Consider the following 24,493-nt stretch of genomic DNA (forward strand, 5'->3'; position numbering starts at 1 on the left):
GATGCCTGCTCAGGCGACGGCAGGAGCTTGACCTGCATGACGATCTTCACGACCAGCAAACTAACAGGAGGCACTGACAGTGCGCGCTGGCCAGCTACGAAACGAACCCCGGCACTCCGCGCCCACGACTCGAGGACCAATTCCTCCCAGTGCTGAAGCCCTGGGCCTCCTTGGAGATGCCAGGTGAACGCTGCCCCAACGGCCGTCCTGACAGACGCACCAGCCCAGTACGCCGGGAGCCTGGCCACCGAGCTCAAGGACGCGGTCACCCCCCGTGCCGTTGCCCTGGTTCTGGGAGCCTGGGTCGTCGCGGTGGCGTTCATGGTCTCGTACGTGGGGGCTTTTCATGCTCCCGTCCCGCACCGCATTCCGGTTGCCGTGGTGGCGCCCGCCCAGTTGGTCGACGAGCTCAATTCCCTGACGGGTGAGCCGCTCAAAGCCGACGCCGCCCCGAACGCCGAGACCGCGCGTGAGCGGATCATGAATCGGGATGCGGACGCGGCACTCATCCTTCACGATGGGGCGGCCCCGGACGTCCTCCTGGTGGCCTCCGCCGCGGGATCGGCCGTCTCCCAGAGCATTGTCCAGCTCACCCAGCAAATCGAGAGGACGCAAGGCCGACAAGTCTCCGTCACCGACGTCCAGGCACCCAACCCCAAGGACGGACGCGGCATGTCCTCGTTCTACCTCGTCGTGGGGCTGGTCATCGGCGGCTACCTGTCCACCACCGCTCTGGCCATGTCCGGCGGCTACCGACCGGCCAACCTGCGGCGCACGCTCATCCGGCTCGCTGCCCTGGCCATCCAGTCGATCACCCTGGGACTGGCCGGGGCCGTCATCGTGGGCCCCATCTACGGGGCGCTCACCGGGCACTTCGCCGCTCTGTGGGCCATCGGCGCACTCATCGCTTTCACCGCTGCCGCCGTGAGCACGGCATTGCAGAGCCTGTTCGGCCAACTCGGTGTCGGCTTCACACTGCTGTTCTTCGTCGTTCTCGGCAACCCCAGTGCCGGCGGTGTCTATACCGCACCGCTCCTGCCGCCCTTCTGGAGCGCGATCGGCCAGTCCCTCCCTCCGGGAGCGGCCACGACCCTCGTCCGCAACACCGCCTACTTCCACGGTAACGGCACCACCTTGGCCTGGTGGGTCCTTGCCACCTGGGCCGCGAGCGCAGTACTGCTCGCCGGTGGCGCCTGTCTGCGCCGCGCTGCGCAGGAGCAACGGCGGGTGCCGCGGTGGGCGTGAAACGGTCCGGGCGGACCACTTCACGCTCGCGACAGGTCCGCCTGTGCGGACCGCCCGGCAGCCTCGCGGCCTCACCGACCCAATACCACCGAAGCATCGCGTCGGAAAAGGACGCAACCCGCACCGCCGGGTGCTCACCGCACAGCGGACCCGGGAAGTGAAGCAACGCTCGTGGCGGCTCCGCTACGCAGGAACAGTGGTACTACGACCGATTCCCCCGAACACACAGAAAGGACAATATACCCACACGGCGGATACGGCGACCTGGGGATGGCGCATGCGACCCAACATCGAGACGAACGAATTCATCGACGACTTTGCCGAGTTCACAGCGGATAAGTTCATTCAGAAGGCGGTCGGCAATCCTCCCGTCATTCCACCAGAAAGAACCATAGAATTCATCAAGGGCTGCCACGACTTCATCGGCGACCGTCTGAGCGAAAACGGCTGCCTCCCGGCAAAACTCACCTTCAGGCCAACAGCAGGAGCGCGGGCCGATGCCGCATTCCATCAGAACACATGGACCACAAACTTCAATATTGACCGCACGGACCCCAAAGAGATGAACTGGCAGCAAGCAGCACTGGCAGCCGCCGTAGAGCTTCATGAGTCCACCCATACCTGGAACCTGTTCCAGGAGCTACAGGGCCACCTGTCCCAAAACCCCCAGGCGGACAATACCGCTGTCCAGCACGCGTTCGCTGTCACGACAAACAGAGATGAATTCGTCTACGCCGAAGCCATAGACCAAGCCCGAATCTCGCTTCCTACGGCATCCAGAGATGACCTGAGGAGCGGAATAGAGCTGTACCAAGCCGACTTTGCCAAGCTGAGGAAGAAGTTCCCCGCACCGGTCCCCCGGTCCTCGCCAGCAGAAGTCTCCGAAGCCATCGGGCTGCACGCCACGGCCGGACCGAGTGAGCACTATAAAACCCGCGACCCGATCTTTACTGACTTCAAGGAGAGCGCAGGGGCGCTTATCGCATTTGTGGAGGCCCCGGACGCCCGCGTCCCCCGAAAAAACCTGCGCCCCTACCGGGATGAATTCCCCGATCATCTGAGGGCGATCGGGAACGAAAAGTTGAGTGCTGATTTCGAGGAAATGTGCGAGGAGGTGGGGAATCCGAAGCTCTATAGAAGCCTGGTGAAAGAGCACCTCCCCGAACTCTTCCATGCAGAGCACACTACCTATGCGGAGGCATACGAGCAGTACTACAAGTCCCCTACTGAAATCCGTGCCTACACTGCAGAGAACAAGCTGTTGACGAAACTTGGAATCCCGCCGGTCCGCGTCCCTGAAAAGCCCAAGCTTCTGACCTTCGACAAGCTTTCGCGGGCGCTCATGGAGCAGCCATCCACACAAATGGAGGCGCCGCCGCGGCCCACGCTCATGCGTCGGCAGACTCATATGTCGTCAACCACGTCGACCGCCCGGGTGCGCGAGCTGTCGGGTTCGTTGCCGCCCGCACAAACCGTCCAGCCCACCGCGTCCAGCTCCGGATCGACTGTGTCCAGCACCGTACCGCCCCGCGTACCGCCACCCCCGCCGCCCCGCACAACTCCCCCCGGCCCCAGGTGGTAGGCAGACAGGCAAAAGGTCCTGCCCCCGACTGCCTGTCGCAGAAAGGAATTATGAGGCGACAGTCCAACGGATGCCGTCGCCTCATGACATGATCGGCTCCACGCGTCCTTTCTCCAATGCCCCAGGGCGTGCGCTCGGCTCGGTGGCCCGACCAGCTCGGTCAGGCCACCGGGTCAGCATCCCCGTGGCAGGTTGGTGGCAGGTGGTGCCCTGAGCTCCCAGGTCGGGCCACCCTCGCTGCTCGAGCTCCCTCGCCTCGTTCTGGTGCTCCCCCGCCGGGCCAACACCGACCCCACGGCGCTGTCGCGCTGCTGGGCTGCGGGAAGCCCTCCCGTCCGCGAGGGGCGGCCATCGTCTGCCTTCCGACCGATGTGACGCATCACCACATGCGTTCGCTGGAAGCCACAAGCCCAGGCATTGGGAGCCGGTAGACAGCCCAACCCGCTCCCGAAGTCCTGTCTCGAAGGGTGCTCTCTGCCACCCGCGCAGGCCATGAACCGGTGCCCGAACAACATGCCGGCCGAGTCTTCCTACCGCCACACCCCGATGCCGCCTCGAGACGGCACAGGATGCGCCAGGGCCTCGGGGCGCGCGGACAGCTCCCTCGGCATGCTCCGCCGAGCGCCGGCGCATCCCCTGGCGCCCGACGATCGGCAGCCCCAGATGCCCGGCAGCGCAGCGCCGCCGGCGCTCCCAAGGATCCACCCGCCCGCATACCGTGCGGCCGTAACCGCCCCAGGGGAAAGGAATACGCAATGCCCATAGCAGCAAAAGGGTTCCGCACGGAGGTGCAGGAGATCCTTGATGTCCTGGGCGCCGCTCCTGAGCGGGAGACGCTGGTGCACCAGGGGCGGCGTATCACTGCCGGCGAGTTGCGCGACCTCGTCTACCGCCTGGCCTGGGCTCTGCGAGTCGAAGGACTGAGGCGCGGTGACACTGTGACGTTGCTCAGCGGAAACCTGCCGCAGACCCTGGCCGTGCGCTATGCCGCGAGCCTCCTCGGCTGCAGGGTCAGCCACTTGTACAACAACCTGCCTTCCGCGGCGCAGGCCGAGGCAGTCCGCGACGGGAAGACCCGTGTGCTGATCGTCGACCCCCGGTGCACCGAGCAGGCCAAGAGCATCGCCGAGCGGGTCCGGCTGGAGACTGTTCTCACACTGGGCCCTGCCCCGATCGGTGCGGATCTCCTGGAGATGGCCGCTGACTACCCGGCTGTGTCCGTGCCCAGCCAGGCACAACCGCAGGACGTAAGGACCATCAGCTACTCCCGCGGCAGGCGCGTGCAGGGCGTGTGCCATACCTACGAGCAGATACGGCAGTTCGGCCCATGGATGCCGACGGAGTCACAGGGTGCGCCCCGTCTGCTGGTGTGCACCACTCTCGCGCACACCGCAGGCCCCCTGGCCGACAGCATTTTACGTGTGGGCGGATGCGTTGTGCTGATGGAAGGCTTCGATGCCGTGGCCGTTCTCGATGTGATCGAACGTGAAGTGATCACCGATCTGTTCCTGCCGCCCTCCCTGCTCTATCAGCTGATGGGCCATCCGCAGGCCAAGCGTGCCGACACCTCGCACCTGCGTCGCCTCCTCTACGGGGGCTGCCCGGCTTCACCGGCGCGGATCGCCGACGCGCTGCGACAGTTCGGGCCGGTGCTGGTCCAGCTCTACGGGCAACGGGAGGCAGGGATCATCAGCGTCCTGGACACCGACAGCCATGACCTGCATCGATCCGAGCGGCTGCGGTCCGCCGGGCAGGCGCTACCCGGCGTAGAGGTCACGATTCGCGACGCGTCCGGCCGCGATTTGCCCGCGGGAGAACGGGGTGAGATCTGCGTGCGCTCCACAGGGCTCATGCAGGGATACTGGCAACAGCCCGAACTGACCGCCGAGGTGCTGCGGGACGGCTGGTTGCGCACCGGCGACTTGGGCTGTCTGGACAGCGAGGGCTACCTGACCGTCGTCGGCCGGTCGGACGTGATCGCCACAGGTGCCGGCCCGGTCCTCCGCTGCGATGTGGAGAACCTGCTCACCTGCCATCCCCGTATCCAGGAGAGCGCCGTCTTCGGGGTCCGGGACGCCCACGGCAGCGAGCTCGTTCACGCCGCTGTCGTGCCCCTGGCTGACAGCGGAATTGACGAGAACGAGCTGCGGGCCATGGTGCGCGAGCGATTGGGCGTGTCGCACGAGCCCACCCGTATCGAGTTCCGCGACATCCTGCCGCTGACCGACGCCGGCACGGCGGACAGGGAACTGCTGCGCCTGCAGAGTGAGGAACTCGGGTGAGGCCTCGCAGTTGCCTGTTCCCGGTGGGACCCAGCCGACCAGGAAGTCCGCGCTCACCCTGACCCGCCTCCTGGCGGCGCAGCTGCGATGCTGGCGGCTCCCGCTTCCGGCAACGGGCCCGAGCGGCAGGCCGAGCGTGCACAACTGCCACCCACCCCGCACCACTCCCTTCAGGCATAAATAATGTTAAAAGATAAGCCCATGACTTGACTGCAGCATTTTGTGAGCTTTATCTTTCTATTGCTTCTCAGCTCTCCCCCGACTGGGAAGCTGGGAGTCATCACGATACGCCACCCCCGGAATCGTGATGACTCCCTTTCCCGCTTCCCGGAGGCCGATACCGAGCATCTCCATCACGGCTTCATCCGTGAGTGGGATTTCAGTACTTAAAGCTCACCAGAGGCGATCAGTGAGCTTTTCAGGGCGGCCACCGATCAGGTGATGGGGCCGATGAGGACACCCGGCTTGTCGGCACTGCAACGGGCTCGGCGGAAGATCTGCCATTGCTTGATGGTGGCCACGCTGCGTTCGTCCGGGGAGCGGAGTCGGGTGTGGGCCCGGTTCAACGAACTTTGCCCAGCGGTGGTTTCCTGGCTGGGCTTGCGCCTCATCGGTACCGCGAACGTGCCGCCCGCGCCGGTGTAGGCCAGAACGGCGATGCGGAGCCTGGCGCAGGTCTTCACGATGCGGTGCATGCGGGCTGCGGTCAGGTCGTGGGTGCGCCGGGCAGGGCTCGCGAGACCCATGCGAGCTTGCCTTCGGTGCTGGTGATGACCTGGAGGTTCACGCCGTGGCGGCGGTGCTTGCCCGAGTAGTCAGCGCGGCCGTCGCCGACCCCGGGGCTTGGGTCAGGCCAGGGGCACAGCGGGCGAGGAGACAGAGTTGAGACGTCAGATACCTCACTCAACTGCCTGGGATCCTGTCCGTATCTTCCTCGCCCCCGACCGCCCAGCCGTCACTCGATCGGTGGCCACCCTGAAACGGCTCAGTGAAGACGTAGTGCGCCCGCTTGTCTCCCACGGTCGTAGGGGGCGAGTTGGGCGGCGAAGCAGGTGATCTCGAGCCGGGCCAACGTGTCCTGCGGCGCCGACCTCGCCCGCTGGCCGATCGCGGCCAACGAGCGAGCACCGGCCACCACCACCGAGCAGGCCACCAGCAGCACACCCACGAGCGGGTGACGCCTGCCACGCCGGCCGCTCGGATCAGCCAGGGCCTCAAGGCGCCGCGGCAGTCGCGTGATCACGCGCTACTGGGATGTGGGCGACTTGACCAGACAGACGGTGGCAGACCGGCGGCACATCGCGGTTCCGGCTCGACAGGGCGACTTGGACGGTCACCCACTCCAACCGGAGCCTCGATGTCTGTGTAACGGCCCAACCCGACCGACCCTCACACCGCCAGGACCTGCGACTCTGCATGATCACCAGGACTTTGAATCAGCCCTGACCAGTACCCGGACGCCGAACTGTACCCCCGACGCCGCGGATTGCGGCCTCGGTCTCCCGGTGCCGTGGGCAAACGTTGCGCCGCCGCCTCTGCCAGGCCCCACTCCGGACCGCTACTTCTTACGTACTCGCGTTAGCGTTTACCCCGCCCCCGATGATACGAGCAAGGATGACAATGGCGATGGCCACCTCAATGATAGGGAAGCGCAGAGTCAAATTTCACCTCGCCAGCCGGTAAGGACATCTCACCAAAGCCAAAAGCAAGAGAAGAGACCCTCGCTGATATCGCCATCAGGGCCACCTTCGCCCACGCCAAACTGACGAAACCGACGCGGAATGCTATCAGTTCCGCCAGACGTGACAAGACTTTCGACCCTCATGCGAAAGTCTTCGACTTCACCAAAGCAAGCATCGCAAAACAAGGCAAAAATCCCAACGAGTACGTCTTCAATGACGACCGGAAAAATGGAATCGAAAACGCAGTCAAAACTTATGCAAAACGCCGAGAAGGCGAAGCCGGGAGCGGAAATGGAGCGACTCCTCGGCAGGCTCGATGGAGAACTGAAAGCCATGGAATTCGGCCCTAAAGACAAAGGCATTGTCAAATCGGCCGAGGCGCTCGCGGGGTTCAAGAAGGGGGTTGCATCGGTACCATCAGGAGATAAGCCCCACCATAAACGGATGGCGTGGCTGGCTGGATGCCTGGGAAAGCTAATGGGACGCACGAGTACCCCGAAACCGTCCGACCCCACCACCCGGAATACGCCCACCGAAATCAAGCACCTCGCCAATCCAGGGCTTACCAAGAATTCTCCAAGGCTTTGGCAGCTGTTCTGGCCTGCAAGCGGCCGTCCCCCGCAATGCGCTCCTGACCTCGGGCGGCCCCGGCTCGAGAGAACAAGCAGCGAGCCAGATGTCACGCCGTCGGGGAAAGCCGTAAAGTGCGCCGAGCCGATAAAGGAACACCAATCCCACCGCCGCTCAAACAATGACAGGCCGAGCGGTTCAACGTCATGTGACTGGCCACGGGGCCTATTCCAAGGCAATCCGTAGCGCTGTTGCGGACCGGAGCTTTGCGGAGGCTGCGGCCTGCCTGCGCCAGGCTTGTCGGCGTTTTCGCTACTGGCATCCGTAGGGTTCCCGAGGAGAGTGAGATGTCCCGGCTCACCGGAAAGGACAAAGCCCGCAACGTGGCCGCCGTTCGCGCGGCGATAGAGCAGCTGCTGCAGGGCGACCTGCCCCTGGACGGCAAGTACGACCTCACGACGCTCGCCTCCATGGCAGGGGTTGCCCGCACCGGCTTCTATTCCAGGCGGGCCCGTGACGGCTCCGTGCATCCTGGCGCCTACCAGCATCTGGCCGAGGAGTTCGAGCACCGCCTGAAGGAGCTCCAGGAGGCGGGGGAGATCGTCGATCCGCGTCTGGCGCAGGTCGCGCACCTCGAACAGCAGATCGCACGTCTCGCGGATGAGAACGCCAGGCTGCGACAGGAAGTCGCAGGCCACGACGAGCTGATCAAGCAGCTGCGCACGGACATCTCAGGCGGCAGCGGGAGCCCCCACAAGGGCAGGGCCCCGGGTGGCGGACCACCCGGCTGACCCGCCCGCAGCGGGCGCAGCCCTGCCCCGTCCTCCCGGTTCGCCTTGCGTCGCCCCGTGGACCGGCGTGCCTCGGCCGCAGTCAGTCGGCTGGGTCTGCGACCGATCTGGTGCTCGTCCCCAGGCCGCGGAAACCTGCTGCTGGGCTGCTCGGCCAACTCGCTGCTGACCGGCAGTTGTGGTCGCGCAACGGTCCGATGCGAAGGCCTCGGGTGCGGCAGTTGTCGATGATGTAGGGCAGTGCTCCGAGCGCGGAGAGCCAGGCGCCGGGGTCCGAGGTGCAGTCCGAGTCGTGAAGCAGCACGGTCCCTCCGCCGTCCAGTGACCTGATCACGCTCCGGTGCACCGAGCCGGGCGTTGCCCTGGCGCTCCAGTCACGGCCCCAGCTGGACCAGAGAACCGGTACGAGACCAAGCTCCGTCGCCGTGGCGACCGCACTGATCGTCAAGACGCCGTACGGCGGGCGGTACCAGCGCGGCTGCGAGCCGGTCAGGTCAGCGATCACGTCGCGGGCGCGGGCGATGTCGTCGCGCACGGCCCCGGGTGTCCGAGTGACCAACAGACGGTGCCGGTAGCCGTGCACCGCGACCTCATGGCCGGCGGCGACCATTTCCTTCGCGAGAGCGGGCTGCTGTACGACCATCTGACCGAGCATGAAGAAGGTAGCCCGGATCCCCGCTCTGTCCAGTACCCGCAGGAACCGGGGTGTCGACGCCGGGTCGGGGCCGTCGTCGAAGGTGAGGGCGACATGGGTGGGGTCTCCCCGGCCGTTGACCTCAGGCAGCGTCAGCTTTGCCTGCAGTAGCCGGATCGAGGCAAGCAGCGCCGAGGTGCCGGGTGGCCCGCCCGGCTGTGTCCGGTCCGGCGGAGGAAGCGCCCGTCTCACTGGACCGTCTCCGTGCCAAGGCGCGGCCGGGGCCGTCTCAGGGGCGGTGGCGCGGCTGACGGGGGCATCGCGTGCCAGGGCTGCGGCGTACAGGCCAGCGTTTCGATGATCTGCTCGGGCGGGATGTCGGCCGCGGGTATGGCGCAGCTCGCGCTGCCGGTTTGTAGGACTGTCCTGAGTGTGGGTTCGAGCTGATCGGCTGTCCGAATCCAGGCGGCTATTGCCGCCTGCTCGAGTGCGGCGGCGTTGGTGGTCCCGTGGCCGGGCAGGCACCGGTAGCTGACGACGGGAACGCCGGTCGTCAGCGCCTCCAGTGAGGTGAGTCCGCCGGCGTTCTGGACCACCACATCGCTGGCGCGGATGAGTGCGGGCATGTTGTCCACCCATCCCATGGCCACGCCCAGGCCGGCCGAGGCCAGGCGTCGCCGCAGTGCCTGGTTGCGGCCGCACACAGTGACCGGTACCGCCAGGGCGGATGCGGCGATCTCCCGTGCGGTGGCTTCTGCCTGGCCTGCTCCCCAGGAGCCGGCCACTACCAGCGCCACCGGTCGGTCGAGGGGCAGGCCGAAGCTCGCCCGTTCGGCGGATCGTTCGGCAGCGGATCTGGCGGGCCGAAACGCCGGATCGACCGCGGCCCCGCATACCAGGGCCGTGGCGGCCCCATGCGCGCGTGCCTGTGCGGCGGGAATCGCGTGCAGGGCCATGTGCAGGTCGACTCCGGGCTCCACCCAGATCGGATGGACGGACATGTCCGTCAGGAACGTGGCCACCGGTGCCGCCAGCCTGCCCAGCCGCCGCAGCCTGCCCAGGGTCTGACTGGCCAGCGGGAACGTCGACACCACGGCGGCCGGGTCGGGCCCGATGGCCTGCAGGACCCGTGTCCCTGCTGTGCGCCCAAACAGGGCGCGCTCCAGCGCAATTGACCACGGGTGGCGCTCCAGATGCCCCAGGCCCCAACCCCACGCCCAGGGCGCGAAGCGCAGATCCTGGGCGTAGCCCTCCTTCAGCAGGTGCCCCCAGCCGCGCGGGAGCAGGTCGAGGAAGTCGTGGCATTCGACGGCGAATCCCCTGGCGCCCAGGCGCCGAGCCAGTTCGCGGGCTGCTCCGTCGTGCCCGGCCCCGATGCTCGCGGAGATCAGGACGATCCGCCTCGGTGCCGCGCGGGGAACGCTGGTCTGCTGTGCGGCGAGGTCCTGGCGGCGATGGGGCCGCGGCGGGGAGGGCTGCGGAGGGGTGGGTTGCGACTGTCGGTGTCGGGCGGGCCTGGAATCGTCGCAGTCGGACATGGCGGATCCTTCCCCTGCCTTCGGCCACGGCCTGGTCGGGGCCTCGTGTCCAGCCGGCATCCCGCGCCGGCACATGAGCCCCAAGGCTCACAGGCGCGAGTGCCGGAGCGAATCGGTGTAACTACGCAGATGTCTGCGTAACCGGCGCGTGATCCTGTGATCGTCCGGCAGGTGAGGGGCCGTCACGCCCCGTCATGACAGCGCCTGTTCCCCCTCTCCAACGGCAGGAGCGCCCCTGCGCCGGTGTGTCCAGGGCCGCTGCGCCGGCCCGGGCTGCTGTCGCACGGAAGGAGCGGTGCATGGCCCGTACAGCAAGGCGGGGCGGCATCCGCTCGCAGCCCATGGCCGCCTTTGTGCGCGCGTGCCGGGAGCATGGACTCACCCACCCCGCGGTCGTCGCCTCGGCGCTGTTGGCGGCGGTCCTGAGCGTGCTATGGGTGCTGCTTCTGACCATCGACCTCGGGGATGCCGCGGCGCAGTCCATGTGGGCGGGCTTCGGCCGCCACTATCCGGGGCACGCCTACGACTTCTCCTGGTACGGCGGGTGCACCCCTGCCTCCTACAGCGTGTTGTCGCCCTACATCATGGGATACCTGGGCATCCGCCCCACCGGTGTTCTGGCCTTCTTGGCCTCCGCCGTCCTTGGCGCCTGGTGGCTGACACGCATGCCGCTGCGGCATCCGCTCATCCTCGCGCTGGTGCTCACGTTCTCCCTGTGGGAGGAAATCCTGTCGGGACGTATCACCTTCGCTCTGGGGACGTGCTTCGCGCTGGCCGCGCTGGCTCTGCTCCTGCCCGCCTCGCGGTTCATGACGCGCACCGGCGCCGCTGTCTTCGTCCTGTCCGCGGTGTCGGCCCTGTGCAGCCCGCTGGCCGGCGCCTTCCTTGGCATTCCCGCGGCTGCCCTGCTCATCACCGGCCGCCGCCGGGAGGCGTGCTGCCTGGCCGCCGGGCCGGGCCTGGTGATCGCCGCCGTCGGCGTGTTGTTTCCCTTGCACGGCTTCCAGCCTTACTTTCCTGGCGACGTGGCGTTGACCCTCGAGATCGTGGTGGCCACAGGCTTCGCCGTACCCGCCCGCTGGCGTGTGTTGCGCCTGAGCGTGATCGTGCTGGCAGGCGCCGTCGTGGCGGCCATCCTGGTTGCGACACCGGTGGGCTCCAACATCGGCCGCCTGCCGAGAATCGGCGCTGCCACCGTACTGGCCGCCGCCGCGCTCGGCACGGTTCCTGACCGGGAAGGCGCGCGAGCGCGCGAGGGGGGCCGTCGGCTGCTCGCGGGGGCGGCCTTCCTGATGGCCGCCGGGGTCTGGCTGGTGGCCGAGCCGACCATCGATGTCACAGGCGGGCCCTCCCGGGCCGTGCGCGACGTCACGCCGCTGGTCGCGGAACTGCGATCGCTGGGGGCCCAGCGCGAGCGTGTGGAAGTCGTCCCGCTGCGCAACCACTGGGAGGCCTGGGGGGTCGGCCGCTTCATGAGCCTGGCACGCGGCTGGAACCGGCAGCTCGACGTGGGCTACGGCGCCCTCTTCTACAGCGGGCAGCCCTTCGCCTATGCCAGCAGGCAGCCCTTCACCTCGGCGGGCTACCACTCCTGGCTGCTGCAGAACGCGGTCGCCTACGTCGCAGTGGCCGCCGCCCCGCCCGACTACGCGGGCGTGGACGAGTACCTGGTCCTCGCCCAACCCCAGCCCTGGCTCACGCCGGTCTGGCAGTCCGGCGCATGGCGCCTGTTTCGCGTCGCAGACGCCCAACCCTTGGCCCAACCGCCGGCGACGGTCCAGGACCTGGACCCCGCCTCCATGACCCTGGACGCCCCTGGGCCCGCAACGATCCTCCTGCGCGTCCACTGGTCACCCTGGCTCAAGGTCCACAGCCCCGCGGGCACCGCCGGGGCCTGCCTGGCCCCCGCCGGCGAGTGGACCACCCTGCGCACACACCACGCAGGGCGCTACCGCGTCACGGGCGAGTACACGCTCCCACGCGGCAGCCCGTGCGCGTAGGACAGTGCTGCCCCGAGCCCCGGGGAACAGCAGTGCACCAAGCCGCGCCCAGTCGCCGCCCCCGGCGCACCGGCCGGTGCGCCGGCCGGCGGCAGGCTTCACCCGTCTCGCGGGAACCGCACTCAGCGCGGGATCTCGATGCGAAAGCGCAGGCGGCAGATCACCGCGTCGGTGTAGCGGCGGATCGCCAGGTCGAGGATCGCGCCGCGCTGGTTCTGCAGCAGCCGCTGCCAGGGCCTGGGCAGGTACATCTCGGGGATCAGGACCACCAGCCGGTCGTGCCCCTCCTCAGCGGCCAGCACGCGCAGGTGGTCGACGATGGGCCGGGTCAGCGACCGCGACGGGCTGGTGAGCACGGTCAGCGGGACGTGCGGGTTCCAGGCGCTCCACGCCTCCTGGATCTCGTCCTCGCCGGGCGTGTCCTGGTCCTCCGGGTTGGCGACGGTGACCGCCCGCACCTCGTCGCCCAGCGAGAGGGCGGCGCCGATCGCCTCCTGGGTGAGCCGGTTGACCGCGCCGACCGGGACGACGACCAGCGAGCGCCTCTGCTGGGGTGGTGCGGGCACCTCACCGATGTGCAGACCTTGGCCGATCCGCTGATAGGTGCGGTGGATCGCCTCGAACAGGGCGACCAACACGGCGACAGCGAGGAACACCAGCCAGCCGCCCTCGCCGAACTTCGCGATCAGCTCGATCACGGTCGCCACCGTCGTCAGCGCCGCTCCGAATCCGTTCAGCAGGGCGCGCGCCCGCCAGCTGGGCCCGCGTTCGATCCGCCAGTGCCGGACCATGCCGATCTGGGAGATGGAGAAGCCGATGAAGACGCCGATCGCGAAGACCGGCACCAAGGCCTGAGTGTCGCCCTGGGCGCCGATCAGCAGCACCAGCGCGGCGCCGGCCAGTACCAGGACGCCGTGCCGGTAGACCTGCCGGTCCGCGCGCAGTGCGAAGACGTGCGGCACGTGGTGGTCTCGGGCCAGCAGCGAGGTCAGCACGGGCATGCCGCCGAACGAGGTGTTCGCCGCCAGGGCCAGCAGTGCCATGGTGGTGAACTGCACGATGTAGAAGCCGGCGTTGTGGCCGAGCGCGGCTTCGGTGAGCTGGGCCAGCACGGTCTTGGTGTTGTTCGGGGCGACGTGGAAGCGGCCGATCAGGACCGACAGTCCGATCAGCATCGTGCCGAGCAGGGCGCCCAGCGCGATCTCGGTGCGCTGGGCGCGGCGCACCCGGGGCTTGCGGAAGGTCGGCACGGCGTTGGCGATGGCCTCCACACCGGTGAGCGCTGAGCAGCCGGAGGCGAAGGCCTTGAGGAGGAGCAGGAGCCCCACGCTCTCGGTGGCGGTCGCCGCGTGGGTCGGCTCGGTGACCGGGTGGGCTCGCAGCAGGCCGACCACGATCACGGTGAGGACCGCGATCACGAAGAGCACGGTCGGCAGGATCAGTACCTTGGCGGACTCGGCGACGCCGTACAGGTTGACGCCGGTGATCAGCGCGAGAACCAGCACGCAGAGCCAGACCCGCTCTGGGTACAGCGAGGGGAAGGCGGAGGTGAGCGCGGCGATCCCGGCGGAGACCGAGACCGCGACGTTCAGCACGTAGTCGATGATCAGCGAGGCCGCGGCGACCAGGCTCACCCGCCGGCCCAGGTGCCGAGCGGCCACCGCGTAGGCGCCGCCGCCGCTGGGGAAGGCCGCGATGACCTGCCGGTAGGAGAAGGTGAGCGCCGCCAGCAACAGCACGATGGCGAGTGTCACTGGCAAGGTGAAGCCCAGCCCGTGGCTGCCTGCCGCGGCCAGCACCACCACGATCGCCTCCGGCCCGTAGGCGACCGAGGCGAGCGCGTCCAGCGAGAGCGCGGCCAGGCCCTGAGGAACCGTCAGGCGGTCCAGTTCCTGGGCCGCGGGCTCTTGGCTTGGGCTCGCGCCGGTCGGCTCCGGGCTCGTGGGCTCCATGTTCCGCCTCGCATCGTCGCTGTCGTGAACGACCGGTTCTGCACCGGCGTGCCCTCCTGGGGGAGACAGCCGACTGCCCAGGGGATGACACCGTTCACGCGAACACGCCCCCCAACGGAGCCCGAACGCGCCGAAGCTGCGGGTGGTGGATCGCAAGTCGCCGTCTACGACAAAGGTCGCTGACGATGACCGTCTTTCGTAGGTATACGGACGTATCCCGTGCCTCTTAGCGTGACTGTGTCCATCGGGCCGAGGTGTCCAGGCCGAATCTTGCAGCTCGTCTTCAGTACGAGGAGGTAACTGTGAGCGAGTCCGAGGAGAATCACAGCGCACCCGCCATGGCGGTCCGGCCGTCCCACGACGCAGGCACGGCACGGTTCACGGTACTGGGCCTGCTGTCCATCACGGACGCCGAGGGCGTGGCGGTGCTCCAGCCCTCGAAACCAGCCGTCCTGCTGGCCGCGCTCCTGGTCCGCCCCAACGCTGTGGTGTCCCTCGAGCGCCTGCAGCAGGTCATCTGGGGCCAAGAGCACCCGGCGAGCGCGAAGGCCGCGCTGCAGAGCTGTGTCGTACGCCTGCGCAGGCTCTTCGGCACCTACGGGATCTCCGGCACGGTCATCGAGGCGGTACCGGGCGGCTACCGGCTGCTCACCGATGCGCAAGGCCTGGATCTGCTGCGGTTTCGCGAGATACGGGACCGGGCGGCGGCCGCGGACGACGTGGACACCGAGTTGGAGCTGCTGCACTCGGCCCTGGATCTGTGGCAGTTCCCGCTGCTGGTCAACGTCGGCTCCGCGGTACTGCACCGGGACGAGGTGCCCCAGCTCGAGGATGAGTGGCTGCAGACCGCGGAACGCGTCTTCGACATCGAACTCTCCCTGGGCCATTACCGCGAGGCGGTGGTCGAGCTGCGGCCGGTCGCGCGCGCGTACCCAATGCACGAGCGGTTCTGGGAGCAGCTCATCGAGGCGCTGTGGGGAGCTGGAAGGCGTGCGGAGGCGCTGTGCGAGTACCGCCGGGTGAAGAAGCACCTGCTGGAGGAGCTCGGTGTCGATCCTGGGCTGGGTCTGCAGCGGCTGGAGATGGCCATCCTGCGTGGCGAGTCCAACACGGCCGACCGGTCACCGGTGTTCTCGCCCGAGACATATGACGATCCGCCCGATGGGCGGTACGAAGCTGAGGCGGGCCAGCTGCCGCCCGGTGACCGTGTCAGCGGGGAACTGGTCCTGGCCGCCCTGGTACGCGCCGGGCTCCTGCAGGAGGAGCAACGGGGTTCGTACCGCATGCACGCACTGCTGCGCGTTTTCACCTGCGCGGCAGGTGAGCGCCAGCAAGCGGCGTGCGGCCAGAGCCCTATGGAGCGGCCGGTGCGTTCGCTCCGGCACACAGCCGCCGCGCGGCAGAAAACAAGGGTGTGAGACATGGCAGTGTACGAGGAGATCGCCGACACCCGTCCGCGGATCCGAGGGGACGTGCTGTTCACCAGCGCGCCGGCCGGGGTGCTCTTCCACAACGCGCACGGCGGTTTCACCCTGGCCACCAAGGACGCCTACCGGTTCGCCTCACTGATCGTCCCTCACCTGAACGGGGACCGCAGTGTGGCCGAGCTCTGCCTGGGACTCACCGAGCGGCAGCAGAGCATGGTGGTGGAACTCATCGCGGCGCTGTACAAGCGCGGTTTCGCCCGCGACGCCGGTCCCCCCGCGGTGGGCGTCTCAGCCCTGCCCGCGCAGGTCGCCACGCGATTCGCCGCCCAACTGGAGTACATCGACCACTACGTGGGAGACGCCGAGGAACGCTTTCAGCGGTTCCGGCAGACCCGGGTGGCGGTGCTCGGTGACGATCCGCTCGCGTTGTGGTGCGTTCTGAGCTTGATACGCAACGGCTGCTGCGCCATCGGGGTCCTGCCGAGTCTGGACTGGCGCGGTGACAGCCTGGCCGAGGTCGCTGCAGAGGAGCGGGCACTGGCCGACAGCGGCTGCCCGGTGTCGGTGCGCTGGCTGACCGGTGCCGCCCAGAGCGGCAGCGGGCTCACCTGGGCGGATCTCGAGGGATTCGACCTGGTCGTGGCCACCCGCGATCAGCAGGTGCTCCAACTGCTGGAGGCGGGCATACCGCCAGGGCAGCACGTGCTGCCCGCCTGGCGCCTGGGTGAGCGCCAGGTGATCGGGCCGGTCATGACCGCGGACTCGACCGGATGCTGGGTGTGCGCCGCGCTTCGTCTGGGCGCCAACACGGACCCGGGCGCCTTGGCGGACCTGTGGAGCGGTATGACAGCGTTCGCGCCGGCACACCCAGGCGGGCAGCCGCTGAGCAGCCCGCTGGCCGCGATGCTGGGTAACCTGCTCGGCTTCGAGGTCTTCCGTCTCACCACCGGAGCGCTGCCGGCCGAGACAGCAGGGCGCCTGGTCATCCAGGACCTGAACTCGCTGGACACCGTCTGCGAACCGCTGCTCCCCCATCCGTGTTGCCTGCGCTGTGCCCGCCTGGACGAGGAGCCGGTGGGCCCGGTGAGCGACCTGCTCCCGCAAGGCAGCGACCCCGCCTCCTCCATCGCACCCGCCCACCAGCCGCCACTGGGCGGCTCCGGGATCGAGGAAGAGGAGGCCGCGCAGGCGGCGCTCTTGGCCTTAGAGACGCGCTCGGTCCTGCTCCAGCCGCACACCGGGGTCTTCGCGGGCTTCGCCGACGACGGCTGGACCCAGACACCCCTCAAGATCGCCACGGTGAAGCTGGGGGTCGCCCATGGGATCCGGCGGGAGATCTCCGCATTCGATGTGCACCACGTCGCCGGTGCGCGACTGCGCGCGCTGTACCGGGCCGCCGAGGTCTATGCCGAGCACGTCGTACCGCTGAGCGACGTGCGCGTCGCGGCTTCGCTGACGTGGTCCCAGGGCGAGATGCGGATCGGCCCCGCGCAGCTGAGCACCTGGAGCGGCACCGAGGCCTCCCCGGCCCAGGTCCGCACCTGGTGTGCCGCCACCTGCCTTCGCACGGGCGGCACGGCCCTGATCCCCGCCGGCGCAGCGCGCCCCTTCGGCCCGTACAACCATCAGCGGACCTTCGAAGCCACCAGCACAGGCATGGCGGCTGGAGCATCGATGCAGGAGGCAACCGTGCGGGGGCTGCAGTCGGCGCTGGCCTTCGACGCGCTGCGCCAGAACCTGCGAGGCCAGGGCGATGCGGCGCTGTTCGCCCTGGACATCTTCGGGGACGATCCCGAACTCACCTTCCTCGCCCGCTCGGCCGAGAACCTCGGCCTGGGCCTGGAGCTCCTGGAGTTGGGCGACACCCTCCAGCAGCCGCTCCCGGTGGTCCTGGCCCGCACCACCGACCCGGAGACAGGCCTGGGCCACTGGGCGCTCGCCGGCGCACTGCACCGGCGCCAGGCCGCGCTGGAGGCCGTGCGCGACCTGCTGGGCCAGGTCCAACTGGGCCGCGAGCAGGGCCGCCGCGTCGATACGGGCGACCCTGTCCTTGGGGCGCTGGAGGCGAGCACCCTGGCGGCGGCCCGGGCCGCAACCGTGGGCACAGGAAGGCCGTTGGGTCCGCGCACAGTCCTGGAGCGGCTGCACGCCCAGGGGCGCGATGTCCTGGTGGTGCCGGTGGCTGCCGCCGACCTGCAGGCAGGGCGGATCCACGCGGTGCGGGTGCTGCTGGCGAACGGAGACCCGGATGTCCAGTGACGTCTTGGCCTCTGCCCCGGGCCGCCACCACAGACCGGGGCCACGTGTGGCTCTCGGGTACGCCGGCCCCTGGGCGAAGGCCTGCCACAGCCTGGCGGCACAGTTGACGCAGAGCCTGGAGCGCCACCGGCCAGCCCAAGGCGCCGTCCCCGACGTGCGGGTGTCGGTGCTGGGCGTACACGACGAACTCACCACCACCGCAGCAGACCCGCGTGCGCAGGCTACTGCGCTACATCTGTACGGGCACCACGCGATCGTCGGCCCGGGCGACCCCGGCACCTGCCCCGGGGCCCCGTGCGCGCGCTGCCTGGCCCGGCGCTGGCAGGCAGTGCGCCCGCGCGGACTGCGGGAGGCCTTGGAGCTGGGCTCGGGCACCGCGGCGGCGGGCAGCCCGCCATGGGCCATGCCGTTCGTCACCGACGCCCTCGCCGCGCTGCTCGCCGCCCGTCGCCAGGCCAAGGACAGCCATGGCGGCGCCGGTTCGCTGCGCTCTGCCACCGTCCACCTGCTCGACCTGGAGACGCTGCGGGTCAGCGGCTTTCCTCTGCTGGCGGACGCGCAGTGCCCGCAGTGCGGACGCCGCGAGGACGACAACGCCGAGCAGGCGCGGATCGTCCTGGGGAGCCGGCCCAAGCCGGCGCCGGGGACGTTTCGGCTGCGCACCGTCGAAGACTACGACCTGCCCCTGCAGGCGCTGGTGAACCCGGTCGCCGGGATGCTGGGTCCCGGGGTGGTGCCCGACCTCACCTCCACCTCCACGTCTTCCACCACCGGCTGCTTCACGATGCGCTCGGGCACGTACCTGCGCGAGTGCTTCTGGGGCGGGCACACCAGCAGCTACCGCAGCAGTGCCCGGGTGGGCCTGCTGGAAGGCCTGGAGCGTTTCGCCGGGATGCGGCCACGCGCACGGCGCACCCGCCTGGTGGCCGCCTTCGCGGACCTCGATCGGGCGGTGGACCCGCGCGTCTGCGGACTGTACAGCGAGGATTTCCACCGCGCCGACCCGACGGTGCGCCCCTTCTGCCCAAGGCGGGCGATCCCCTGGGTGTGGGGCCACTCGCTGCGCGACCAGGAGCCGATCCTGGTGCCCGAGGTCCTGGCCTATTACCACGCACCCGGCGGGGTGGGGAACAGGTTCGTCCAGGAGAGCTCCAACGGCTGTGCGTCGGGCAGTTGCCTGGAGGAGGCCATCTACTTCGCGCTGATGGAGGTCATCGAACGTGATGCATTCCTGATCGCCTGGTACGGCCAGCTCGCCCTGCCCGAACTCGACCCGCACCAGGGCACCGGCCGTGAGACCCGCAGCATGGTCGAGAGGCTTGAGATGTACGGCTACCGGGCCCGCTTCTTCGACCTGCGGATCACCTTCCCCATCCCGGTGGTGGCCGCCGTCGCCGAGCGTACGGACGGCGCCCTGGGCCGGCTGTGCTTCGGCGCGGGGGCGAGCCTGGATGCCGAAACGGCTCTGCGGGCCGGCCTGTGCGAGATCGCCACCGACGCGGTGCACCTGCGCCGGCGCACCGCGCGCCAGTTGGAGCGGCTGCGGGCGATGGCAACCGACTTCGAGCGGATCAAAGTCCTGCACGACCATCCCATGGTGTACGGGCTACCCGAGATGGCCCGCCATGCCGACTTCCTGCTGCGCGCCGCGGACAGCGGCCCGCGCCGGCCGCTGAGCACGCTCGCCGCAGGCGGCCGTGGCCACGGGCCGTGGGCTTCGGCGACCTGCGGCGACCTGCGCGAGGACCTCGACCGCTGCGTGCAGGCGGTGACCGGCGCCGGATTCGATGTCGTCGTGGTCGACCAGAGCACACCCGAGCAGCGTGCCCTCGGCCTGCGCACGGCGAAGGTGATCGTCCCGGGTCTACTCCCCCTGGACTTCGGCTGGCGCCGCCAGCGCGCCCTGGCCATGCCCCGGCTGCGCGCCGCGCCCCGGCTCGCAGGTCTGCGTGAGCACGACCTGAGGGACGACGAACTCAACCAGGCCCCGCACCCCTTCCCTTGACCACCGCTCACTGCCTGCCCATCCGCGCGGCGCCCCGGCACAACCCGATCAAGAAGGTAGGGACACCATGAGCTACGCCCACCTCTATGCGACCGCGGTGATGCGCCGTGGCCGGGTCCCGATGGAACCGGCGGACTTCGTCCCCAACTGGCAGGACCGGCCCAGGAAAGGCAAGTTCTTCCCCCACGCGGAGCACTTCCCGCTGCCGACCGGCCACACGCAGGCGGCAGCCACCACGCAACGCGGTCTGACCGGGCCCCGCGGTGACGGCACCTTCGACCTCGCGCTGCTGGGCGCCATGCTCCAGGACTCCTACGGCCTGACCGGGCGCCGACTGGCGGTGCAGGCCAACTCCGACCTGCCCGCTCTGCCGCACTACACGCAGGCCAACTGGTCACGCGGCACCGCCTCCGGCGGCGGCCTCTACCCGATCGGCATCCACTGGATCAGCGGCCCCGCCACCCCCCTCACCCCAGGTGTCTACCATTACGCGACGGGCCACCACACGATGCAGCGGCTGCTGACCGGAGACGTCAGCGCCCAGGTCCGGGCAGCGGTGGGCGACGACGCCCTGCTGGGTGACACCGACCAGTTCCTGATCCTCGGCGTCAATTTCTGGCAGAACGCGTTCAAGTACAACAGCTTCTCCTACCACGTCGTCACCATGGACATCGGCGCGCTCCTGCAGACCTGGCGGATCTGGGCCCGCGCCCACGGCCTGCACATCAGTGCCGCCCTGTGGTTCGACGAGGAGCGACTGGGCCGACTGCTCGGCTTCCAGCCCGAGCAGGAGGGGGTCTTCGCCGTCGTCCCGCTGCCCTGGCAACCCGCGGCCACCGGCGCACCCACCCCGCCTGCGGGCCCCGCCGACACCGCAGCGCCGGCGCGAGTACGCATAGCGGACGAGGAACGCTCCCAACGCGTGCTCACCTTCAAAACGGTCCAGCGTGTCCACGCGGCGACCGCACGTCACAGCGCGCGGCGGCCGGCGCCCGCCGCGCTGGCCGCGGCCCTGACCTCCAGCGCACCGGCACGCACGGTCGCCAAGAAGGTGCTCCTGCCCCGGCCGCAGCCACTGGCCACCGGTATAGGTCAGGCCCTGCGGGCCCGGCGCAGCAGCTTCGGCCGGTTCTCGGCCCAGCCCCCGCTGCGCGCCGAGCAGTTGTCGACCGTCCTTGCGGCAACTGCCTCGGCCGCACACCTGGACAGCGATGTCGAACTCCCCGACGGGCCGGCGCTGACCCGGCTGTACGTCTTCGCCAACCACGTCGACGACGTGCCCGCCGGGACCTACGCCTACGACCACGAGGCCGGCTCGCTGGAGCTGATCAGCACCGAGGCGCCGGGGGCGTTCCTGCAGGAGGCCTACTTCCTGTCCAACTACAACCTGGAGCAAGCCGGCGCGGTGATCATGGTTGCCGCCCCCACGCACGCCGTCCTGGACGCCGTCGGCGACCGGGGCTTGCGGCTGGTCAACGCCGCAGTCGGGGCGGCCTCCCAGGCGTTCTACACCTCCTCGGCCGCGGCCGGCCTGGGCTGCGGCGTGGCACTCGGCTTCGACTGCGTCGCCTACGCCGAAAAGCTCGGGCTTGCGGAAACCGGCGAGGTGCCGCTGCTGATCATGATGGTCGGTCACGAACGGCCCCACCCCGCCGACTTCCAGTACCAGATCGTCTGAAGCCCCGGGGGAACCGTGAACATGAAGAAATCCGCCAACAGCCCCGGGCAGCGCACGGGCAGCGCACAAGCGCCGGCCCTCGACCTGGCCCCCCGGTTCGTCCTCAGGGCAGCAGGCCTGCCCCTCGAGGCCATCCACGCCCTGCGCAGTACCGACCTGCGCCGCTGGGCCGATGAACTCCTGGACGAGCAGGAGCGGTTGGCCGACCTGGGAGCCCTGCTCAGTGAGCCGCTGGCGGCGCTGGTCAAGAGCGCCGCGCCCGCGAGCGCACGACACCGGGCGCTCGCCCTACGCAGGGACGTCTTCAACAACCGGCTGCCCCACGACCCCCAGCCGGTCCTGAAACTTGCCGCGACGCTCGACAACGCCACCGCAACCCTGCTCACACAATGGCTGCACGCCCACAGCAGGCTCGCCCACCTGCACCAGGCGGGCACCGCTACCTTCGACAGCGAACTGCGCAGGACCCGCAGCGCACTGCGCCACCTGGCCGAGCGCCCAGAACTGCGCCACGGTCTGCTGCTGGCCTCCGCAACCCTGGACAGCAGACTCGACGCCGCCTGCGCACCCGGCGCACCGGACAAGCGCACCCGCAAGCTGGAACGCGCACTGCTGTCCTACGTGTACCGCACGGCCAGCAAGACCAGCCCGTTCAGCACCCTGACCACGGTGGCGGCCGGCACGTTCGGCGCAACACCGCACGACGGACAACCAGTCGAGGCGCACCCGAAGGTGACGCACAGCCGGGGTGCCAGCGCAGACCTCGTACTCGGTCAGGGCCAGCGCAGCCACCCACGCCTGAATGTCGTCGTGCTGGCACGGCTGGCCGAACTGATCACCACCGACCCCCAGCGCCGCCAGGACCTGCCGGTCACCCTGGCCGGCGGCTGGGTGCTGGAGGAGAACCGTGTGCGTTACGTGCGGCGTTCGGTGTCCGCCGGCGACGACAGCGCCGCGGTGAGCTTCGACGCCGTCCAGGACCGGATCTTCTTCCTACGGCTCAGCAATGCGCTGGAGCACCTCCTGGAACTGGTCGACACCACTGCGCCGATCCGCTACCGGGAGCTGACGGCCCTGCTGTGCCGGGCAACGAACGCCACGCCCGCAGAGGCCGAGCACTACCTGAGCGTGCTGCTAGGCCTTGACATCCTGCAACTGGACCACCTGGCCACCGATGTGCACAGCCCCGACCCGCTGCGCTCCTTCCAGGACGCCTTGCGCCGTCTGGGGGCCGCGTGGGCCGAGCAGATCGCTGACCGACTCCAAGCGCCGGCCGCATGCCTGGCCGCCTATCCCGGGGCCGACGTGCCGACCCGGCGCGCCCTGCTGGCCCATCTGCGCCAAGAACTACTGTCCCTCCAAAGCGAATTGGGCGCACAGGCGCCCTCGCTTCCCCAGACCCTGCTGTACGAAGACGTCACCACGAAGCCAGTACAGGCCGACCCGCGGGTGTGGCTGGAGTGCGCCGTCGAACCACTGCGCCAGCTGGCCGCCGTCCTGCCGATCTTCGACGTGGCACTGGCTCAGCGCCTGACCCTGAAAGGCTTCTTCCTCATTCGCTACGGCCGCGGCGGACGCTGCCAGGACCTGCTGCGTCTGGTCCACGACTTCCACGAGGACATCTTCCGCCAGTACGTGGAGTTCACCGCGAAGGCACCGACCCACGGCGAGGACCGCAGCTGGCTCCCGGAGGAGAACTGGCTGGGTCTGGCGGAGGTCACCGCGCTGGACCGCGCCCGGGCCCGGTTCACCCGGCGGATGCACCGGCTGTGGCAGGCCCTGCCGCACGGCGCCGAGGAGCTGGAGCTGGACGCCGCGGCCCTGCGTTCAGTGGCCAGCGAACTGGCGCCACTGGGCGGCCGGTTCGAGCCAAGCAGCCACTTCCTGCAACTGGCCGACGGAGCAAGCGGCCCCCTGGCGGTACTCAACAACTCCTACGGCGGCCTCTGCTTCCCCTTCACCCGCTTCACCCACTGCTTCGAGGCCGCCGACGGCCCCGGCCTCGGCGAGGACCTGCGCGACAGCCTGCGCGACGCGCAACCGCCCGGAGCGGTCTTCGCCGAGGTCACAGCGGGCGCAGCCACCACCAACCTCAACCTGCACTCCCGGCTGACGGACTACGAGATCGTCTGCCCGGGCGAGAGCAGCACCGCTGCCCACTCCGCCCGCATCCCTCTCGAGGACCTGTGCGTGGAGCACGACATCAAGACGGACCGCCTGACCCTGCGCTCACGGCGGCTGGGCCGCGAGGTGATCCCCCTCTACCTGGGCTACCTGGTCCCGATGCTGCTGCCCGAGGTCCCCCGCACCCTGCTGCTGTTCTCCCCCACCTCCCGGATCACCCCCGACCCGTGGCGCGGCATCCCGGCCGCCCCCGCCCTCCAGGGCGTCACCCGGCGCCCGCGGGTACGCCATGGCGCCCTGGTCCTCAGCCGGCGCAGCTGGTGCGCCGACGCCACCTCACTGCCCGTGCCCCGCCCCGGGGACAGCCAGGGCGAGCACTATCTGCGATGGCAGCGCTGGCGGCGCCGCCACGCCCTGCCCGACCAGGTCTTCGCCCGCATCCACCCACACTCCCCCAGCGACGAGGCAAACACCTGGACCGGCCCGGCCAAACCCCACTACGTGGACTTCGACAGCCCGTTGTCCCTGCTCGCCCTGGACCACATGCTCACCCACCCCACCGGCCAGGTCGTCTTCGAGGAGATGCTGCCGGGCGAGCAGGCGCTGCACGTGCGCTCCGTACGCGGGCACCACGTCGCCGAGCTGGCAATCGAACTCATCCCCCGCGCGAGCGAGCACGCACGCACCCCAGCCCAAGCTAGGAGCACAAGGCCGTGACCGACAC

At 69.2% G+C, this 24,493-nt stretch carries 16 protein-coding genes; 10 read left to right on the plus strand and 6 right to left on the minus strand.

From position 1 onward, the window contains the following. Positions 1–183: 183 nt before the first annotated feature. The 3 genes from P3T41_RS20285 (at position 184) to P3T41_RS20295 (ending at position 5,109) form a co-directional block, all read left to right on the plus strand. Positions 184–1,245, plus strand: a complete 1,062-nt coding sequence (locus P3T41_RS20285) for a DUF3533 domain-containing protein (RefSeq protein WP_280691376.1) — start codon at positions 184–186, stop codon at positions 1,243–1,245. Between the two features lie 277 nt (positions 1,246–1,522). After that, a complete protein-coding gene (locus P3T41_RS20290; RefSeq protein WP_280691377.1) occupies positions 1,523–2,827 on the plus strand; it encodes a hypothetical protein in 1,305 nt (434 codons plus the stop codon). A 755-nt stretch (positions 2,828–3,582) separates the two neighbouring features. Then, positions 3,583–5,109 (plus strand): AMP-binding protein, encoded by a 1,527-nt coding sequence (locus P3T41_RS20295; protein ID WP_280691378.1) that lies wholly within the window; start codon positions 3,583–3,585, stop codon positions 5,107–5,109. Between the two features lie 434 nt (positions 5,110–5,543). On the opposite strand, the gene P3T41_RS20300 is transcribed toward P3T41_RS20295, so the two are convergent. The 3 genes from P3T41_RS20300 to P3T41_RS20310 all read right to left on the minus strand — a co-directional run bounded on the left by P3T41_RS20300 (position 5,544) and on the right by P3T41_RS20310 (position 7,324). After that, a complete protein-coding gene (locus tag P3T41_RS20300) occupies positions 5,544–5,855 on the minus strand; it encodes a hypothetical protein (protein WP_280691379.1) in 312 nt (103 codons plus the stop codon). A gap of 239 nt (positions 5,856–6,094) precedes the next feature. After that, entirely contained in the window at positions 6,095–6,352 is a 258-nt protein-coding gene (locus tag P3T41_RS20305; protein WP_348533675.1) for a transposase family protein, read from the minus strand. A 447-nt stretch (positions 6,353–6,799) separates the two neighbouring features. Next, positions 6,800–7,324, minus strand: coding sequence for a hypothetical protein (locus tag P3T41_RS20310; protein WP_280691380.1), 525 nt, complete (start codon positions 7,322–7,324; stop codon positions 6,800–6,802). A 384-nt stretch (positions 7,325–7,708) separates the two neighbouring features. Here P3T41_RS20310 and P3T41_RS20315 point away from each other — a divergent pair, with 384 nt between their 5' ends. Further along, positions 7,709–8,152 (plus strand): hypothetical protein, encoded by a 444-nt coding sequence (locus P3T41_RS20315; RefSeq protein ID WP_280691381.1) that lies wholly within the window; start codon positions 7,709–7,711, stop codon positions 8,150–8,152. An 82-nt stretch (positions 8,153–8,234) separates the two neighbouring features. Here the strand turns inward: P3T41_RS20315 and P3T41_RS20320 are convergent, their stop codons facing one another. After that, positions 8,235–9,038, minus strand: coding sequence for a polysaccharide deacetylase family protein (locus P3T41_RS20320; protein ID WP_280691382.1), 804 nt, complete (start codon positions 9,036–9,038; stop codon positions 8,235–8,237). Next, positions 9,035–10,324, minus strand: coding sequence for a glycosyltransferase (locus P3T41_RS20325; RefSeq protein WP_280691383.1), 1,290 nt, complete (start codon positions 10,322–10,324; stop codon positions 9,035–9,037). Before P3T41_RS20325 ends, P3T41_RS20320 begins: the two co-directional genes overlap by 4 nt. Before the next feature lie 299 nt (positions 10,325–10,623). On the opposite strand from P3T41_RS20325, the gene P3T41_RS20330 reads away from it, so the two are divergent. Then, a complete protein-coding gene (locus tag P3T41_RS20330) occupies positions 10,624–12,324 on the plus strand; it encodes an MFS transporter (protein WP_280691384.1) in 1,701 nt (566 codons plus the stop codon). 122 nt (positions 12,325–12,446) lie between these two features. On the opposite strand, the gene P3T41_RS20335 is transcribed toward P3T41_RS20330, so the two are convergent. Continuing rightward, entirely contained in the window at positions 12,447–14,276 is a 1,830-nt protein-coding gene (locus P3T41_RS20335; protein WP_280691385.1) for an APC family permease, read from the minus strand. A 302-nt stretch (positions 14,277–14,578) separates the two neighbouring features. Between P3T41_RS20335 and P3T41_RS20340 the strand changes: the two genes are divergently transcribed. The 5 genes from P3T41_RS20340 (at position 14,579) to P3T41_RS20360 (ending at position 24,486) form a co-directional block, all read left to right on the plus strand. Continuing rightward, on the plus strand, positions 14,579–15,694 hold the full coding sequence (locus P3T41_RS20340) for an AfsR/SARP family transcriptional regulator (protein ID WP_280691386.1): 1,116 nt from the start codon (positions 14,579–14,581) through the stop codon (positions 15,692–15,694). Between the two features lie 3 nt (positions 15,695–15,697). Then, entirely contained in the window at positions 15,698–17,962 is a 2,265-nt protein-coding gene (locus P3T41_RS20345) for a TOMM precursor leader peptide-binding protein (protein ID WP_280691387.1), read from the plus strand. Continuing rightward, on the plus strand, positions 17,952–19,967 hold the full coding sequence (locus tag P3T41_RS20350; RefSeq protein ID WP_280691388.1) for a TOMM precursor leader peptide-binding protein: 2,016 nt from the start codon (positions 17,952–17,954) through the stop codon (positions 19,965–19,967). The genes P3T41_RS20345 and P3T41_RS20350 overlap by 11 nt, the downstream gene beginning before the upstream one ends. 67 nt (positions 19,968–20,034) lie before the next feature. Further along, positions 20,035–21,645: a SagB family peptide dehydrogenase gene (locus tag P3T41_RS20355; protein WP_280691389.1), complete on the plus strand. Its 1,611-nt coding sequence runs from the start codon at positions 20,035–20,037 to the stop codon at positions 21,643–21,645. Positions 21,646–21,666: 21 nt separating this feature from the next. Then, positions 21,667–24,486: a lantibiotic dehydratase gene (locus P3T41_RS20360; RefSeq protein ID WP_280691390.1), complete on the plus strand. Its 2,820-nt coding sequence runs from the start codon at positions 21,667–21,669 to the stop codon at positions 24,484–24,486. Positions 24,487–24,493: the final 7 nt, after the last annotated feature.

Source organism: Kitasatospora sp. GAS204B (assembly GCF_029892155.1).
In the GTDB taxonomy this organism is placed as follows: Bacteria; Actinomycetota; Actinomycetes; order Streptomycetales; family Streptomycetaceae; genus Kitasatospora.